Genomic DNA, 15,880 nt, shown 5'->3' on the forward strand with positions numbered 1-15,880 from the left:
GACTGCTGATCAGGCCGACTTGCGCATGGCGTTGTCGACCAGGGTCTTGCCGAGCGACCAGACGGCCCCTGGCACGCGATGGCTGGCGCCGATCACCGTATCGAAGGCCGTTTCAATCCACTGGCAGTCTTCGTCGGTGATCGACAGCGTGGGCAGCAGCTTGATGGTGTGGCTGCCGTGGCCGGACACCTGGGTCAAAATCTTGTGATCCTTGAACAGCGGAATGGTGATCAACTGGCAGAACAGCCCCTTGCTCGCCGTCTCCAGCACATTCCATGAGGCCTTCAGCGCCAGCGACTTCGGCGCGCCGAACTGCACGCCGAGCATCAGGCCCTTGCCGCGGACTTCCTTGAGAAGTTCGTATTTCTGCACCATGCGGCCGAGAGACGCGAGCAGGCGCTCGCCGCGCTGCTGCGCGTTCTCGATCAGCTTTTCCTGCTTCAGGACTTCGAGCGTTGCGATGCCCGCGGCCATCGCCAGGTCGTTCTTGCCGAATGTCGAGCCGTGCACCACCGCGCGATCCATGCGGTCGAACACCTTGTTGAAGATCGAGCGGCGGGTCAGCACCGCACCGACCGGTACGTGCCCGCCCGACAGCGCCTTTGCCAGCAGCACCATGTCCGGCTCGACATTCCAGTGCTCGACCGCCAGGAAGCGGCCGGTACGGCCGAGACCGGTCTGCACCTCGTCGGCGACGAACAGCGTGCCATAGCGCCGGCACAGCGCAGCCGCCTCCGGCAGGAAGTTGTCGTCGGGGATGTTGACGCCCTTGCCCTGGATCGGCTCGATGATGAAGGCTGCGACCTGGCGGGTGGCCAGCGCCTTCTCCAGTGCGGCGAGATCGTTAAAAGGGATGGAGGTGCACCCCGGCAGCAGCGGCTCGAACCCGCTGCGGAAGTTCATATCGTCGGTCAGCGACAATGAGCCGTAGGTCAGGCCGTGGTAGGACTGCCCGCAGTAGATGATGTCGGTGCGGCCGGTGGCAACCCGGGCAAACTTGATCGCGGCCTCGACACTTTCCGTTCCCGAGTTGGCGAAGAACACCTTGTCGAGGTAGGGAACACGCTCGATCAGCTGCTCGGCCAGGATACCCGCGAGCGTCGAGACGTCCATCTGCACCAGATTGGGCAGGTCGCTGTTCAGCACGCTGCCGAGCGCGCTGCGCAGCGCGGGGTGATTGCGGCCGATCGCAAAGACGCCAAAACCGCTCAGCAGATCCAGATAACGCGCGCCCACGCGATCGTAGAGATACTGCCCCTGCCCACGAACGAACCCCACATCGTAGCCGATGGTCTTGAGGACCCTGACCAGCTGCTCGTTCAGGTAGCTCGCATGCAGGTCACTGCGCTCCGCCTGGCGGGCCGCAAACATCTCGGAAAGGTCAAGATTGGGATACATCATCAGCTACATAGGTCGTTTCGGGAAGGGCGCGTCAACAGGAAATCAAAAATGCGGCGATTTGCCCCGCGCTGCGGAACTTCTGGTAAGATTGTTCATTGCTTCGCTGCATTGCAGAAGAGGTTCTATGAAGAAAGTCATCTTTGGCGGGATTGCCCTGCTCGCATCGCTCGGACCGGTCCACGCCGTGGAGCCGGTGCCTCCGCTGGGCGAGTGGTTGGTGCAGGAAGGGGTCGCGCGCATCCGCATCGTTGATTGCAACAGCCATCTCTGGGGGGTGGTTTCCTGGGAGAAGGTCCCGGGCAATGTCGACGCCCAGAACCCGGACCGCTCCAAGCGAACCCGCCCAACCTTCGGGATGCCTGTACTCCTGAACATGAAGAAATCTCCAGCAGAAAATAAAGGCGATCCCGAGGAATGGGAAGGCAAGGTTTACAACGCCAAGAACGGCAAGACCTACGATTCGACGATCAGGTTAACGGCCCCCGACAAGCTTGAGATCAAGGGGTGCGTCCTCGGTTTCCTGTGCGGCGGTGAGACCTGGACCCGCTATCTCGACCCCGCGGCGACTCAGATCCCCCCTGCGCCTACTCCTAGTACGCCACCAAAGTCGAATCCGGCTCAAGCGAAGACAAAGTCCATCGCCACGGCCGGCACAGCGAAAGGACCTCCCCCCGCCGACCCGGCCGCGGAGATTTGTTCACTTCCCGAGATCGCGGGGACGCCCCATTAGCGCCGGCTGGAACAGGACAGCCGCCGCCAGGGTGGTGACCAGCGACAGCGCCAGCAGCTTGCCCATGCTGGACGTGCCAGGATGGCTCGACAGCCAAAGGCTGCCGAACGCCGTGGCCGTGGTCATGGCGCTGAAGAAGACCGCCCGCGTCAGGCTCGACTGCAACAGGTCGGTCTGACCGGCGCGCCAGGCCGTCACGTAATAAATCTTGAACGCCACGCCGACCCCGAGCAGCAGGGGCAAGGCAATGATGTTGGCGAAATTCAGCGACAACCCGATCAGCACGCAGATCTCCAGCGTCAGCACGCCGGCGAGCAGCAGCGGCACCAGCGTCAGGAGGACGTCACCGATCCGCCGCAGCACGATCCAGAGCAGGATCGCGATCGACAACAACGCCCAGCCCCCGGCCTGGATGAAGGCCGATACGATGGTGTCGCCCGACTCCAGGATCGAAATTGGCCCCCCGGTCGCGGTCGGCGCGACCTTCAGAACAGCCCCGGCGAACTTGCGCAGCGTATCATTGTCGTTGGGATCGCCGCTCGGTTGCGCCTGCACACGAACACGCCCGTCTGGTGTGCTCCATTCGCTCACCAGATCCGGCGGCAGCGTCGTGACGGTGATCGGCTGAGCCCGCAGCAGCGCGCGCACCTGATCGAGCATCACATTCAACGGCGCGACGAACACCGCCTCGACCTTGTCTCGCATGCCGTTGTCGGCGGCGGCCAGCTTGCCGAGGTCGTCAGCAAGACGCTTGCTGGCCACGACCCAGGGTGCATCGGCCTTCGCATCGGAACTGCCGGCGAACTTGCGCAGGCTCTGGGCGGCTTCGGTCAGAGCGACGACACGGTCGGTGTCGCTGGGCGCCGCGCCGGGCTTGCCCTGGAGAATCGGATCGAGGGTTGCCGCAGCCTTGTGGATCAACGCCAGCTTGGCCGGCTGGTCCGCGGGCACGAAGGTGTCCAGCGAGATGGTCCGCGCCACTTCCGGCAGCTTTGACAGCTTGGCCTGCAGCTCCTGCGCCGCCGCCGCCGACGGCACGATCATGTCGACGGCGTTGGTTCCGGTGTTGGGATCACGCCGCAGATCGAGATAGGTCGCGATCGACTCGACCTTCTTGCTGCGCAGGTTGATCGGGTTGAAATCGAAATGAAGGAAGTACAGCAGCGGCAGGCCCGCCACCGCGACGATCAGTGTTCCCGCCACGATGGGGACGCGATGACGGCTGAGGAAGCGATCGACAGGCGCCATGAAGGCATAGCCAAGCGGCTCGGATTCACCGGGCGGATTGAACACCTTGAGCAGCGCCGGCAGCACGGTCAGCGCTGCCAAAAAGGCGACGATCATGCCGGCGCCGGCAATCTCGCCGAGTTCGGACACGCCCTTGTAGTCGGTTGGCAGGAACGACAGGAAACCGGCCGCGGTGGCCACTGCCGCCAGCGTCAGCGGCACCGCGGAATGATCTGCGGCGACCTCGATCGCCGTCTGCAGATCGCCTTCGTTATGACGCTCGGCGCGGTAACGCACGCTGTACTGGATGCCGAAATCCACGCCCAGGCCGACGAACAACACCGCGAAGGCGATCGAGATCAGGTTCAGCGCCCCGACCAGCATCAGGCCGATCGCGGTCGTGAGCGACAGGCCGATGACAAGAGTGATGAACACCGAGGCAATGATTTTCGGCGAGCGCAGCGCGAGCCACAGGATGAACAGCACCACCGCGACGGTTCCAATGCCGTTGACCAGAGCTCCCTCCTGGACGGTGGCGAACTCCTCGTTGGCGATCGGCGTCGGGCCGGTCAGGCGGACCCGGGCCTGATATTTGCCGGCGAGATCGAGCTCATGGGCCGCCCCGCGAATGGCGTCGGTGGCCACCTTACCGGGTTCCAACGCCTGAAAGTCCAGAATTGGACGTGCAGAAATCAGCACCCGGCGGTCGCCGGGCGTCAGCGGCTCCGGACTGGCTAATTCCCGCCAGGAGAAATTTCCATTCCCCTTTCCGAGAACCTGTTCGACCGTTGCGGCCACCGTGCTCAACGGCTTGGCCAGAGCCTCCTTGGGAAACTCCCCGCGCTGGGCGCCGTTCACAGCGAACTCCAGTACGCCCGTGAGCCCCCGCAGGTTCGGATCATCGACCAGGATATCGAGAATCGGAGACGCGGCCGCGAGCTGTTCCGTCTGCTTGGCGACCTCGGCGGTCGGCAGGAACAGGAGGCCATTGGTATCGAAAAACGGTCCGCCCCCGGCAAACCGGACCCAAATGAACTTGTCGGTCTGGGGAACCAGCTTCTTTTCCAGCTCGATTCCCGCCTGGCGGGCCTGTTCCGGGGTCGGGGCCTCGACCACCGCCAAAATCATGTCGTTTTGACCCGGAAACGCCTTGTCGAAGGCGATTTCACGCTGCCGCCAGTCCAGATTGTTGGCAATCAGCTTGCCGACATCGGTATCGATCGCGAAGTGCTTGGCGGAGTACGCCCCCGCAGCGACGGCCAGAAGGATTCCCGCAATGATCGTGAGCCATGCAAAACGCGTACAGCCCCTCACCAGGGCAACAATAATCCTTGTCAGCACAGTTTTTCTTTCTATGTCTTTGGACCGATCAGCAGTGGGCGCAGGCTGGGCAGCTTGCCGGGTTAACTGTATTGGCCGCGAGCGGTGCCCTTAAGTCACACAATCATGGCATAACGCCAGCCCCCTCCGAGAAATACTGCTGAAAATCTGCCAGAATGCTACACTTCAAGATGTTCTCGTCCTGTTCTTTGTGCTGAGTTGGAAGATAGTGCATGACTTCACAGACGCCGCTTCTTGACGCTGTTAAATCTCCTGCCGATCTCCGCAAGCTGAAAGAAAGCCAGTTGACCCAGCTGGCGGCGGAACTGCGCACGGAAACGATCAACGCCGTGGCCGTGACTGGCGGCCATCTCGGCGCCGGGCTTGGCGTTGTCGAACTTACGGTAGCACTGCACTACGTTTTCAACACGCCATCCGACCGCCTGATCTGGGACGTCGGCCATCAGGCCTACCCGCACAAGATCCTGACCAGCCGCCGCGACCAGATCCGCACTCTGCGACAGGGCGGCGGTCTCTCCGGTTTCACAAAGCGCGCCGAAAGCGAATATGACAGCTTTGGGGCAGCGCACTCCTCGACTTCGATTTCCGCTGGTCTAGGCATGGCGGTGGCCCGCGACCTCGCCGGCGAGGAGCGCAACGTCGTCGCCGTCATCGGTGACGGCGCGATGTCCGCCGGCATGGCCTATGAGGCCATGAACAATGCCGGCGCGATGGACTCGCGCCTGATCGTGATCCTCAACGACAACGAAATGTCGATCGCGCCGCCGGTCGGCGCCATGTCGGCCTATCTCGCTCGGCTGCTGTCCGGCCGCACCTATCGCTCGCTACGCGAGATGGGCAAACAGTTCGCCAAGAAGCTGCCGAAATTCGTCAAGACCAGCGCGGCGCGCGCCGAGGAATATGCCCGCGGCATGGTCACCGGCGGCACGCTGTTCGAGGAACTCGGCTTCTACTATGTCGGCCCGATCGACGGTCACAATTTCGATCACCTGCTGCCGATCCTCAAGAACGTCCGCGACTCCAAGGAAGGCCCGATCCTCATCCATGTGGTGACCCAGAAGGGCAAGGGCTATGCACCCGCCGAAGCCGCGTCGGACAAGTACCATGGCGTGGTCAAGTTCGACGTCGCCACCGGCACGCAGGCCAAGGCGAAGGCCAACGCGCCGTCCTACACCAAGGTGTTCGGCGAGAGCCTGACGAAGCTCGCCGAGACCGACGACAAGATCGTCGCGGTCACCGCGGCAATGCCGTCCGGCACCGGCATCGACATCTTCAACAAGGCCTTCCCGGACCGCACCTTCGACGTCGGCATCGCCGAGCAGCATGGTGTGACCTTCGCTGCGGGCCTTGCAACCGAAGGCATGAAGCCGTTCGTCGCGATCTATTCGACCTTCCTGCAGCGCGCTTATGACCAGATCGTGCACGATGTCGCGATCCAGAGCCTGCCGGTGCGCTTTGCCATCGATCGCGCCGGCCTCGTCGGCGCCGACGGCCCGACCCACGCCGGCTCGTTCGACCTCGCCTATCTCGGCTGCCTGCCCAACATGGTGCTGATGGCGGCCGGCGACGAAGCCGAGCTGGTGCACATGGTCGCGACCGCGCACGCCATCGATGATCGCCCCTCCGCTTTCCGCTATCCGCGTGGCGACGGTGTCGGCGTCGACATCCCCGCGATCGGCGTGCCGCTCGAGATCGGCAAGGGCCGCATCGTGCGCGAGGGATCATCGGTCGCCCTGCTGTCGCTTGGCACGCGCCTTGCTGAGTGTCTCAAGGCTGCGGAGATTCTAAAATCCCACGGATTGACGGCGACTGTTGCTGATGCTCGCTTTGCCAAGCCGCTCGACACCGACCTGGTGCTGCGCCTGGCCCGGGAGCACGAGGTGCTGATCACCGTCGAGGAAGGCTCCATCGGCGGCTTCGGCGCAATGGTCCTGCAGACCCTGACCGACCGCGGCGCCGTGGACAGGGGACTGAAGGTACGGTGCATGGTGCTGCCGGATACATTCATCGATCACGATACGCCGGCGGCGATGTATGCCAAGGCCGGGCTCGACGCCAAGGGCATCGTCATCAAGGTGTTCGAGGCGCTGGGTCGCGACGCCGACAAGAGCATGGTGCAACTTGCTTGATCAGCGCACCATCGAGGTCGTTCTAGCGCAGCCGCGCGGCTTCTGCGCCGGCGTCGTGCGCGCCATCGAGATCGTCGAGCGCGCGCTCGAGAAATATGGCCCGCCGGTCTATGTCCGCCACGAGATCGTGCACAACAAGTATGTGGTCGAGAGCCTGAAGGCGAAGGGCGCAGTGTTCGTCGAGGATCTGCACGAGGTCCCGGCCAATGCGGTCACCGTGTTCAGCGCCCATGGCGTGGCGCGCCGTGTCGAGGAGGAGGCGGCCGCCCGTGGCCTGCCGGTCCTGAACGCCACCTGCCCGCTGGTCACGAAAGTTCACAATCAGGGGAAGCGCTACGTCTCCAAGGGACGCTCGCTGATCCTGATCGGCCATGAAGGCCATCCCGAGGTGGTCGGCACCATGGGCCAGATCGACGGTCCGGTGACGCTGGTGCAGAACGTCGATGAGGTCGCCGCGCTCGACCTGCCGGCCGACACCCCGCTGGCCTACATCACCCAGACTACGCTTAGCGTCGACGACACCAGGGACATCATCGCGGCGCTGGAGGCCAAGTTCAGCGATATCCAGGGGCCGGATACCCGCGACATCTGCTACGCGACACAAAATCGCCAATCTGCCGTCAGAGACCTCAGCAAGGTGGTTGACGTCATTCTGGTGGTCGGCGCCACCAACAGCTCCAATTCCAATCGGCTTCGCGAGATCGGCACGGAGGTCGGCGTGCCGAGCTACCTCGTGGCTGACGGCAGCGAGGTCAGTGCCGAGTGGCTCAAGGACGCCAGAACCGTCGGCATCACTGCGGGCGCATCGGCGCCTGAGGTGCTGGTCGATGACGTGATCGAAGCCCTGCGGCGAATCGGACACGTGTCCGTGTCGCTGCTTCCGGGCCGCGAGGAGAATATCGAATTCCGCCTGCCGGCTGAGCTTGCCTACGCAAGCGCCAGCCCAACCCCCTGATCAGATCCGAGAAAGTCTGTCGCTCATCATGGCTATTCCGTTCTTCAAAGAGATCAAGATTGGCTCCTACCTCGTGAAGCAGAAGCTTCTCGGGCGGAAACGCTATCCGCTGGTGCTGATGCTCGAGCCGCTGTTCCGCTGCAATCTTGCTTGCGTCGGCTGCGGCAAGATCGACTACCCGGATGCGATCCTCAACCGCCGCATGACGGCGCAGGAATGCTGGGACGCTGCCGACGAGTGCGGCGCCCCGATGGTCGCGATCCCCGGCGGCGAGCCGCTGATCCACAAGGAAATCGGCGAGATCGTACGCGGCCTCGTCGCCCGCAAGAAATTCGTGTCGCTGTGCACCAACGCGCTGCTGCTCGAGAAGAAGCTCGACCTGTTCGAGCCGTCGCCCTACCTGTTCTTCTCGGTCCATCTCGACGGCCTCAAGGATCACCACGACAAGGCCGTGTCGCAAAAGGGCGTGTTCGACCGCGCCGTGTCCGCGATCAAGGCGGCGAAGGCCCGCGGCTTCACCGTCAACGTCAACGCCACCATCTTCGATGGTCATCCGGCCGAGGAGATCGCCAAGTTCCTCGACTTCACCAACGAACTCGGCGTCGGCGTCTCGATGTCACCGGGCTACGCCTATGAGCGCGCGCCGGACCAGGAGCACTTCCTGAACCGCAAGAAGACCAAGGAGCTGTTCCGCAAGGTGTTCGAGCTCGGCAAGGGCAAGAAGTGGAACTTCATGCATTCCGGCCTGTTCCTCGACTTCCTCGCCGGCAACCAGAACTTCCACTGCGAACCGTGGGGCATGCCGGCGCGCAACATCTTCGGCTGGCAGAAGCCGTGCTACCTGCTCGGCGAAGGCTACACCAAGACCTTCAAGGAGCTGATGGAAACCACCGACTGGGATTCCTACGGCACCGGCAAGTACGAGAAGTGCGCCGACTGCATGGCGCACTGCGGCTATGAGCCGACGGCGGCGAACGCGGCGGTGGCCAATCCGTTCAGGGCGCTGTGGGTGGCGCTGCGCGGCATCCGCACCTCAGGCCCGATGGCGCCGGAAATCGATCTCAGCAACCAGCGCCCGGCGCAGTACATCTTCTCCGAACAGGTGCAGAAGAAGCTGTCAGAAATTCGCGCCGACGAGGCGACCGCCGCCCTCGCCAAGAAGCAGGCTCCGACAGCCGCTTAACGACCGGAGGGCGCGATTGAAGTCGCGCCCTGCGGACACCAGCGCCGGGATCGCCATCGGGTTGACTGCGATCCCGCGCATCACCTTCCAGACATCGACCTTGCCATCCGGCTTCAGTGCATCCATCGCCAACGCCGGCAGCGCACGCGACGCCGGATCGCTGATGACGCGCACGGCTGCGAACGGCAGATCGTTTTCTTCGGCATAGGCTGCAGCGATGTGGCTTTCCATATCAACGGCGGCCGCGCCGGTCATCGCGCGCAGCGCCGCTTTGCCGGCCTGATCCACCACGACATCTTCCGAGCCCGCGAGCACGCCGGGCACGATCTTCGGGCGACCTGATCCGGGCAATGACACGAGATTGCGGCTCGCCGGCGACACGGCCTGCCAGCGCCTGTCACGAACGACGACTTCGGTCGCGACAACAACGTCGCCGGATTCCAGTTCGGGATCGAGACCGCCGGCAACACCGAACGACACGATGCCGCGCACGCTGCCCGGATCGAAGGTGGTCATCAATTCCCGAAGCTGACGCGGGTTGCTGCTGCTGCAGACCACGGTCATGCCCGGGCCGGCAGCAATCTGGGCCTCCTGACGGAGACCAGTCACGATCAATACGGGAAGACCGTCATGATTGGCGTCGCCGCCCGCCCCAAGAATCACATTCCGACCCCTACGTGACGACTATTACTATCGCGCAAATTCCGATACCGCGCCAGCGCCCACAGCGGGAAGAACTTGGAATAGCCGTGATAGCGCAGATAGAACACCCGCGGGAACCCGCCACCGGTGTAAGCCTGCTCATCCCACAGGCCGTGCGATGCCTGTGTTTGCAGCAGATAGCGTATTCCGCGCCGTGTGGCCAGATGATCGACCTCGCCCGCGGCCATCAGTGCCAGCGTCGCCCACGCGGTTTGCGACACCACGGATGATGAGCGCTCATAGCCACGGTAATCAAGCTTGTAGCTGTTACCGTCCTCGCCCCAGCCACCGTCGGTGTTTTGAATCGAAATGAGCCAATCCGCGGCCTTGCGGATCATGGGATCATCATGCGCGACGCCGGCGGCGTTGAGCGCGCACAGCACCGACCAGGTTCCGTAGATGTAGTTGACGCCCCAGCGACCGAACCAGGAACCGTCTGCGAGCTGGGTGCGACGCAGATACTCGACGCCGGCCCTGAGCGCCGGGCTGCTGTCCTGCGTATCGCCGAGCTGCGCCAGCATCGACACGCAACGCGCAGTGACGTCGTCGGTCGGTGGATCGAGCAGCGCGCCGTGATCGGCGAACGGGATGTTGTTGAGATAGTATTCAAGGTTGTCGGCATCAAAGGCGGCCCAGCCGCCGTCCTTGCTCTGCAGGCCGAGCAACCATTCGCGGCCACGCGCGATCGCCTCGTCATACGCCTTGCTGCCATCGAGCCTGCGCTCGCGATCCATCGCCATGACGACGACCGCAGTGTCGTCGAGATCCGGATAATGGGGGTTTGCGTACTGGAACGCCCAGCCGCCGGGGCGCACACCGGGGCGCTTCTCGATCCAGTCGCCCTCGACATCGAGGACCTGCATCGGTTTCAGCCAGTCGAGCGCGGTCTTTGCCGCAACGCGCGCCTCGTCACCGCCGGCTTCGAGCACCGCGTGGCTCGCGAGCGCAGTATCCCAGATCGGCGACACGCAGGGCTGGCAGTAGGCTTCGTCGTCCTTGACGACGAGCAGCTTCTCGATCGACTTGCGCGCGATGGCGCGCGACGGGTGATCCTCGGCATAGCCGAGCACGTCGTACATCATCACGCTGTTGGCCATCGCGGGATAGATCGCGCCGAGACCGTCCTCGCCGTTCAATCGCTCTGTCGTGAAAGTGACCGCCTTGTCCAAGGCACGCTTGCGCATCCCCTTGGGGAACAGCGGGTCGGCGACACGCAGCACCTTGTCGACGATGTCGAAGAACACGAACCACGACGTCTTCTGATGCGGCGCCTTCGGTGCGAGGCCGATGGCCTGCAGATCCTTCTCGACGAACAGCTCCGGAATCGAGATGCCGAGCGCGTTGCGTGCCCGCGGCTTCATCAGCATCAGCACCAGAAGCGGCACGATCACCGTACGCGCCCAGTACGAGATCTTTGTCAGGTGAAACGGAAACCAGCGCGGCAGCAGCATGATTTCCACCGGCATCACCGGCACCGCACGCCACGACAGCACGCCGTATTGTGCGAGCAGGATGCGCGTGAACACGTTGCTCTTCGACGCGCCGCCGCGCGCCAGCACTGCCTTGCGCGCCCGCACCATGTGCGGAGCATCGATGGAATCGCCGATCATCTTGAGCGCAAAGTAGGCTTTCACTGTCGCGCTCATGTCGAAATCGCCGCCATGAAACAGCGCCCAGCCGTCATGATCCGCCTGGATGCGGCGCAGATAGTTGCCGATCTTGGCCTCGAGCACGCTGTCAATGGGCTCGCCGAGATAGTGCCGCAGCAGGACATATTCCGACGGAATGGTCGCGTCCGCTTCGAGCTCGAACACCCAGTGCCCGTCACTCTGGCGACGTTTCAGCAGGGCGTCGCGTGCCGACGCGATGCCTGCGTCCAGCACGGCCCGGGAATCCTTGATGTGCGTATCCACCATCATCTGGTTCAATGTCGTCTCCTCGGCCGCTCTCCGTTGCAGGGACAGCGGCCCGTCGGCTTTGATGCTGTCGGGGAAATCCCGGCGGAGCGAGGCTCCACCATCCCCGGGAAACGTCTACGGCATCCGCAGGACGTGGTCGGCGGCGCGGTCGCCGGACCGCACCGAGCCCTCGATGGTCGCCGGCAGACCTGTATCAGTCCAGTCCCCGGCAAGGAACAGGTTTGTCCAGGCCGTCACTGTGCCCGGGCGCAGCGCATGCTGCTCGGGGGTCGCCTCGAAGGTCGCGCGCCGTTCCCGCACGATCTGCCAGGCTGGCATCTCCGCCTTGATTCCGGCCGCACGGCAGATATCCGCCCAGATCGCCCGCGCGAGTTCCTCACGGGGCGTATCGACCAGCCGGTCGCCATCGCTGATGGTCACGGACAGCCGTTCCGGGAAGGCGAACAGCCATTCGACCAATCCCCCGACAATCCCCATGAAGGGCGGCAGGTGGGCGGGCGATGCATAGCGGAAATGCGCGTTGACGATGGCGCGGAACCGGGTCGGCGCCTGCAGCCCTGGCAGGAGGGCTGTTGCCGACCGTGGCGGAACCGCCAGCACCACAGCATCGTCCGCCCCCAGTTCAACTTCATCTTCGACGAATTTGAGGCGCTCGACCCGGCCACCGGCGCGTACCAGCTCGCGGACCTCATGGCCGATGGTGACGCTGCCGCCGCGCGCGCGGATGAATTCCACCGCAGGATCAATCAGCACGGTACTCAGGCCGTCGCGCGCCACCAGCGGCCGGCAGGCCTGGCCGCCGGCCAGCAGGGTTTCGCGGACGATGGCGCCGGCAAGGCCGGCCGATCCCTGCGGCGGGTCGATATTGAGGGCCGCGAGCAGCAGCGGCTGCACCAGGCGGTCATACAGCGTGCCCCGGCAGGAAATGGCATCGCCGACCAGCTTGTCGGTGCCGGCCCAGGTGAGCGGCGCGAGCGCGAAGTAATCACGCGGGCTGGTATCGGGCACCCGGCTCGCCTTGTCGAACACCCAGAACGGAATACGGCCGTCGTTGAGCCGCAACAACCACTGCTTGTCAGCCTTGAAATCGACGAACGAGAATTCGGCCTGCTCGGGCCCGGCCAGCCCGCGCTCCGAACCGATGGTGCGGGCGTAAGCCAGCGCATGACGGTTGCCGGACAGCAGCAGGTGGTTGCCGTTGTCGATCATCAGCCCGGTGGCGCCGTCGAAATAGGTGCGGCAGCGGCCGCCGAGCTGCTGGGCCGCTTCGTGGACATGAACGACGTACCCCGCATTGGCGAGACGCACGCCCGCGGAAAGGCCGGAGATGCCGGCGCCGACGATGTGAACGGTCTTGGTCATCAGATGAATGCGTACCGAAGAAGGATGAGAAGCTTGGCCGCCTTGCCGAGCCGGACCGGCGCGCGCGGCGGCGCGAAGCCACGCGCGATCAGCCGATCGAGAATGGCATGATAGTATTCCGACATGATCCGCGGCGCCTTGACGATCCGCCGCGGATAGCGCGCCATGATCGCGTCGGCTTTCTCGAAATGCGCCTGCGCCTGCGCGATCAACGGCACGCAGGCCTGCGGCACTGCCGGGTCCGCCGCCACGACCTTTGGATCGGTCGAGCTGATGCCGGCCGTAGCGAGCGCCTCGCGCGGCAGGTAGAGCCGCCCGATCGACGCATCCTCGTCAATGTCGCGCAGGATGTTGGACAGCTGCAGCGCCCGGCCGAGATGATGCGCCAGCGCTTCGCCATCGGGCGACGGAACACCGAACACCTTGACCGAGAGCCGGCCGACGGCGCTCGCCACGCGATCGCAGTACAGATCGAGCGTTGCCGCGTCAGGCGCACGGATATCCGTCGGGACATCCATTTCCATGCCATCGATGATGGCCTGGAAATCCTCGCGCTTCAGCCCGAAGGTCTTCACCGCGGGCGCATAGGCCGCAACGCTCGCCGGCGGATGGCCGGCATAGAGCGCATCGATGTCGCGCCGCCACTGCGCCAGCGCCGCGAGCTTGTGCTCGCGCGGAGCCTCGGAGTCGGCGACGTCGTCGACATGGCGGCAAAAACTGTAGATCTGGAACATGGCGTCGCGCTGCGCCGGCGGCAGGATCCGCATGGCGGCGTAAAACGAGCTGCCGGACGCTTGCGCCTCGGCGGTGGCGGGTGCGGTTGTCATGTCAGAAGTCATGCCCCCGATGCGGTCCGCGACACCGCCGCGCGGCCGCTGCCTCGGCGGAGCAGACCGGCGAGCAGCGCGGCAAGGCTGTAGGTCGCGAACTGCAGCTTCGACAAATGCACGCGCTCGCTGAGCGGATCGCGCTGCTGCAGCATGCGCACGATCCTCTCCGCATAGGTCTGGATCACCGAGATCTCGAGGCTCAGCCGCAGGTCCCGCACCTCGGCGCCGAGATGGCGGCCGTCGCGCAGCAGGGTCTCGGTGCGCTGGGCGAGCTTGTGGATGCAGGCGAGCAGCGGCGCCGGCGCACGATCGAGCGCGAGCTGCTCGACGCTGGCGCCACAGGCCTCCATCGTATCGCGCGGCAGGTAGACGCGCTTGAGGCTGCGATAGTCCTTGCCGCAATCCTGCAGGTGATTGTTGATCTGCAGCGCCGCACATATCGCATCCGACGCTACCCAGGTCGAGCGATCCTCGCCATGGACATCGAGCATGAAGCGACCGACCGGCATCGCCGACAGCGAGCAATAGTGGATCAATTCGTCCCAGTTCTCGTAACGCAGCTTGGTGATATCGAGCCGGAACGCGCCGAGCAGATCCTGTGCATGCTTCGGCGCCATCGAGCGCTCGGTCAGCGCCAGGCGCAGCGTCGTCGCTTCCGGCTGGTCGTCGCGACGGCCGAACAGACCGTCCTCGAGCTGGTCGAGCAGATCGAGCTTTTCCTGCGGCTGCAGCGAGGCATGGTCGGAGATGTCGTCGGCGATCCGGACGAAATTGTAGAACGCCAGGATCAGCGCGCGATGGCGCGGATGAATAATCCATGACGCGACGGGAAAATTCTCGTCACGATGGGTCTTGCCGGAGCGCAGGTCGGAAGCGGTGGTCATCGGAACCCGGACAGGTTGGCCTGGGCGCGACCTTTCCACATGCCGCCACGACCCCGGTAAAACTGGTAAGCGGAGTTGATCGTGTACATCAGATAGGCGAGCGCGATGAGGGGAAGAGCGAAGCCCCAGAGGGGCGCGCGGCGATAATACCGCAGCGTCGGCTGGAAGGCGACCGCCATCAGCACCCACGACGCAAGCGCCAGCCAGCGGGTGTCGCCGCTGCCGGTCAGGGCGAGATACACCGGCGCCAGGTAGACCAGGGCCATCGCCACAATGGTGCCGACGAGCAGCAGCGGCGAATACTGCAACTGGGCGTAGGCCGAGCGCGAGATCATGCCGCCGACATCATCGAACGTCTTGGATGCACGCACACTGTTGACGTCGGGCGAGAAACCGAGCCAGACCGGCCCGCGGCTCTTGAGCAAGGCGCCCATGGCGCAGTCGTCGATCAGCGAACCGCGGATCGCATCGATGCCGCCGGCTTCATACAGCGCGGTCCAGCGCGCAAGCAGGCAGCCGCCGGCCGCCGCCGCCGTGGTACGGTCCTCGCGCGCCACCCAGGAGAATGGATAGAGCATCTGGAAAAAGAAGATGAAGGCCGGGATCAGGAAACGCTCGGCGAAGCTTTCGCAGCGCAGCCGCGCCATGATCGAGGCCATCGCCAGATGGCCGTTCTCGGCCCGCGCCACCAGGCGCGACAGTACGTCGCCGGAATAGACGATGTCCGCGTCGGTGAGCAGCACATAGGTCGGCGCCGTCTCGCGCTCCTCGATGCGGCTGAGCCCCTGCTTCAGCGCCCATAGCTTGCCCGTCCAGCCGGCCGGCGGCGTCCGCCCCGAGATCACGGTGAGGCGGTCCGCAGCGCCGATCGCGGCTGCAGCCGCGACCGCCAGCGCCGCCGTGCCGTCGCTGCTCTGATCGTCCACCAGGATGACCGACAAGTGACCCGCATAGGGCTGCGACAGCAGCGAGCGGATGCAGTCGCCGATGCTCTCCGCCTCGTCCCGTGCCGGAATCACGGCAACGATGTCCGGCCGACCCTGCTCCGGGAGCGGCGCGACCAGGTCATTGAAACGAGAGGTCATCCAGAAGCCGCCATGGAATCCGACCAAGTAGATCCACGCGGCGCAACCGATGGCGGCGACAAGAAACAGCATGACGGCTATCGAACTCGTTCGGCCCCCCGGGAGCACCGGAGGGGATCCGGCCCGGCGCCC

Annotated in this window: 12 protein-coding genes; 4 read left to right on the plus strand and 8 right to left on the minus strand. The window is 64.5% G+C overall.

The window, feature by feature from the left end:
- Positions 1-9: 9 nt before the first annotated feature.
- Positions 10-1,401 (minus strand): aspartate aminotransferase family protein, encoded by a 1,392-nt coding sequence (locus AB4Z37_RS03345; RefSeq protein ID WP_441515278.1) that lies wholly within the window; start codon positions 1,399-1,401, stop codon positions 10-12.
- Between the two features lie 124 nt (positions 1,402-1,525).
- On the opposite strand from AB4Z37_RS03345, the gene AB4Z37_RS03350 reads away from it, so the two are divergent.
- Positions 1,526-2,131: a DUF2147 domain-containing protein gene (locus AB4Z37_RS03350; protein WP_441515279.1), complete on the plus strand. Its 606-nt coding sequence runs from the start codon at positions 1,526-1,528 to the stop codon at positions 2,129-2,131.
- Here the strand turns inward: AB4Z37_RS03350 and AB4Z37_RS03355 are convergent.
- On the minus strand, positions 2,099-4,699 hold the full coding sequence (locus tag AB4Z37_RS03355; protein ID WP_441515280.1) for an MMPL family transporter: 2,601 nt from the start codon (positions 4,697-4,699) through the stop codon (positions 2,099-2,101). The two genes, AB4Z37_RS03350 and AB4Z37_RS03355, sit on opposite strands and share 33 nt — an antisense overlap.
- Before the next feature lie 212 nt (positions 4,700-4,911).
- On the opposite strand from AB4Z37_RS03355, the gene dxs reads away from it, so the two are divergent.
- The 3 genes from dxs to hpnH are packed head-to-tail and all read left to right on the plus strand — an operon-like array spanning position 4,912 to position 8,966.
- Positions 4,912-6,828, plus strand: coding sequence for a 1-deoxy-D-xylulose-5-phosphate synthase (gene dxs / locus AB4Z37_RS03360; RefSeq protein WP_441515281.1), 1,917 nt, complete (start codon positions 4,912-4,914; stop codon positions 6,826-6,828).
- Between the two features lie 10 nt (positions 6,829-6,838).
- Positions 6,839-7,783 (plus strand): 4-hydroxy-3-methylbut-2-enyl diphosphate reductase, encoded by a 945-nt coding sequence (gene ispH, locus AB4Z37_RS03365; RefSeq protein WP_441515754.1) that lies wholly within the window; start codon positions 6,839-6,841, stop codon positions 7,781-7,783.
- Positions 7,784-7,811: 28 nt separating this feature from the next.
- Positions 7,812-8,966: an adenosyl-hopene transferase HpnH gene (hpnH, locus tag AB4Z37_RS03370; RefSeq protein WP_441515282.1), complete on the plus strand. Its 1,155-nt coding sequence runs from the start codon at positions 7,812-7,814 to the stop codon at positions 8,964-8,966.
- Here the strand turns inward: hpnH and AB4Z37_RS03375 are convergent.
- From AB4Z37_RS03375 to AB4Z37_RS03400, 6 genes are all read right to left on the minus strand, one after another.
- Positions 8,901-9,629 carry a phosphorylase gene (locus tag AB4Z37_RS03375; RefSeq protein WP_441515283.1) on the minus strand — a complete coding sequence of 243 codons (729 nt, stop codon included), beginning with the start codon at positions 9,627-9,629 and terminating at the stop codon, positions 8,901-8,903. The genes hpnH and AB4Z37_RS03375 overlap by 66 nt on opposite strands.
- On the minus strand, positions 9,626-11,587 hold the full coding sequence (shc, locus tag AB4Z37_RS03380) for a squalene--hopene cyclase (protein WP_441515755.1): 1,962 nt from the start codon (positions 11,585-11,587) through the stop codon (positions 9,626-9,628). The genes AB4Z37_RS03375 and shc overlap by 4 nt, the downstream gene beginning before the upstream one ends.
- Before the next feature lie 114 nt (positions 11,588-11,701).
- A complete protein-coding gene (gene hpnE / locus AB4Z37_RS03385) occupies positions 11,702-12,949 on the minus strand; it encodes a hydroxysqualene dehydroxylase HpnE (RefSeq protein WP_441515284.1) in 1,248 nt (415 codons plus the stop codon).
- Positions 12,949-13,788 carry a presqualene diphosphate synthase HpnD gene (gene hpnD / locus AB4Z37_RS03390; RefSeq protein ID WP_441515285.1) on the minus strand — a complete coding sequence of 280 codons (840 nt, stop codon included), beginning with the start codon at positions 13,786-13,788 and terminating at the stop codon, positions 12,949-12,951. Before hpnD ends, hpnE begins: the two co-directional genes overlap by 1 nt.
- Positions 13,785-14,663 carry a squalene synthase HpnC gene (gene hpnC, locus AB4Z37_RS03395; RefSeq protein ID WP_441515286.1) on the minus strand — a complete coding sequence of 293 codons (879 nt, stop codon included), beginning with the start codon at positions 14,661-14,663 and terminating at the stop codon, positions 13,785-13,787. The genes hpnD and hpnC overlap by 4 nt, the downstream gene beginning before the upstream one ends.
- Positions 14,660-15,820, minus strand: a complete 1,161-nt coding sequence (locus tag AB4Z37_RS03400; RefSeq protein ID WP_441515287.1) for a glycosyltransferase — start codon at positions 15,818-15,820, stop codon at positions 14,660-14,662. Before AB4Z37_RS03400 ends, hpnC begins: the two co-directional genes overlap by 4 nt.
- Positions 15,821-15,880 lie beyond the last annotated feature (60 nt).

This window comes from Bradyrhizobium sp. 2TAF24, from assembly GCF_052115025.1.
Lineage (GTDB): Bacteria > Pseudomonadota > Alphaproteobacteria > Rhizobiales > Xanthobacteraceae > Bradyrhizobium_A.